General features: G+C 28.1%; 1 protein-coding gene. It reads right to left on the bottom strand.

What is annotated here, in order from left to right:
- Nucleotides 1-50 precede the first annotated feature (50 nt).
- Complete coding sequence (locus tag VGE71_RS00935; protein ID WP_331136625.1) at nt 51-1,751, bottom strand: hypothetical protein; 1,701 nt, start codon at nt 1,749-1,751, stop codon at nt 51-53.
- Nucleotides 1,752-1,753 lie beyond the last annotated feature (2 nt).

Below are 1,753 nucleotides of genomic sequence, written 5' to 3'. Positions count from 1 at the left end.
TAATAATTTGTTAACTTTCCTAATAAAAAAAATATTTTTTTCGTTAAACATCAAAATTTAACATTATAACATATGTTTATGATAGTGTTATATAATTGCAAATCTGAAGTTTTTTCTCCACCATTTGTAAGGTTTATTTTTAATAACCCGTTTGGTGTTTGAACCGTTGTTCCAATGCCTATTCCTATTAATTTTTTTATTTTGTTTTTGTTTGAAACACTTGTGAGGTCTTGGTATAATGCATAATCAAGAATTGAATTTATGTAAAGATTTTTTGAGGCTAAGTATCTATATTCTGTAAGAATCATTGAAGTGAAGTTGGCTTGTAGGCTATTTTCTAAAAAACCTCTAATTGAATTCATTCCTCCAAAACGGAATAACTCGTTAGAAATATAGTTATGGCTTTTTAAGATATAATTTTGTGAATTTATGTTAATGAAATTCTTAGCATTTAACTCAAAATTATATTTGAGATTTAGATTGGCAAATACCTGATTGCTTGTGCCAACTGTTTCAGGGCTGTTGTTTGTGTCTCGCTTTCCAAATCCTATTGTGGTATATATAAAAGCTTTGTTGAGAAATATTGGGTTTTGGTAATCTGATTTCTGAAAATCAAAAGTTGTTGTTAGGTAAGAGTTGTTGAAATCGCTAATTGTAGAATTGTTGGTGTTTTGGATGTCACTCGATTCTGTTGATTGATATCCGATATATAATTTTGAATTGTAGTTTAAGTAATAACCTAAATTGATATCTGTCTTGGTGTTTTGAAAAGTACTGTCTTGTTTGAAAATGTTTAATTGCGCTTTAATTCCGATAGGGGATTGAAACAGGTATGGGATTTCGATTTTAGTATTGAAGGTTTTTTGTTGATTTCCGTCACTTTTCCAATACAATGAGAATTTCTCTCCCGCGTGTAGTGTATTAATTAGTGAAATGTCTAAATATCCATTTAAGACAAGTTTTTTGTTTTCGTCATTTGAAAAACCAATATATCCATCAAAGGTGTTGGCTTTTCTTTTTTCGATGTAGGTGTAAATTTTTGTTGAGTCTTTGGTGAAAAGTATTTCAGGATATTTTGTCTGAGAGATAAATTCAAAACTGTTAAGATCGTTGTAGATGTTCTTAATGATGTCTTGGTTGAAAGTTCTGTTTAGGTACTTTTTGTTTAGTTGTTTTAATGCTCCTTTCGGAAAATAATCCTTGGAATTCGCATTTGTGTAATTTATAATAATAGAATTTAAGTTTCTTTTTTTTTCGGAATCAAGATTTAAATCGGCATAAATTGCGGAATTCTTTTTTGTTATATTTTTCAGTTTTATTTTTGTAAAGGCAAAACCAGCTTTTTCTTTGTTTGAAATTTCCTGATTAAGAAAGTTTTCTAATTCAGAATAAGGAATTGTCAAGCTATCTTTTGTGGATTTTTTTTGATCATAAAATGGATTATTTATACCTATATATATATGTGCCTCTTTTATCTTGTTTTTTAAGTCGATTATTGCGCTAAAACTACTGTCATTCGTTTTCTTGTTTTCTAGTATTTCAGAATCTATATATCCTTGTTTTGTTAGTTGATTGTTGACTTTTGTGATTTCGCTAAAAAGCGATTTTAAGTTGGGATGTTTTTTGCTATACGGAATAGAATCAATTGTTTGACTTTGTTTTTTATTAATTCCATTAATGTTTAAGTAAAATGATTGAGCAAAACAGCCTGAACTAATTAATAAAATGAATATGTTAAGTAATCGTTTCAAAA

It is taken from the genome of Flavobacterium sp., assembly GCF_036405015.1.
In the GTDB taxonomy this organism is placed as follows: Bacteria; Bacteroidota; Bacteroidia; order Flavobacteriales; family Flavobacteriaceae; genus Flavobacterium.
Note: the sequence above shows the minus strand (reverse complement) of the source record. Positions and strands in the feature narration are given on the sequence as shown.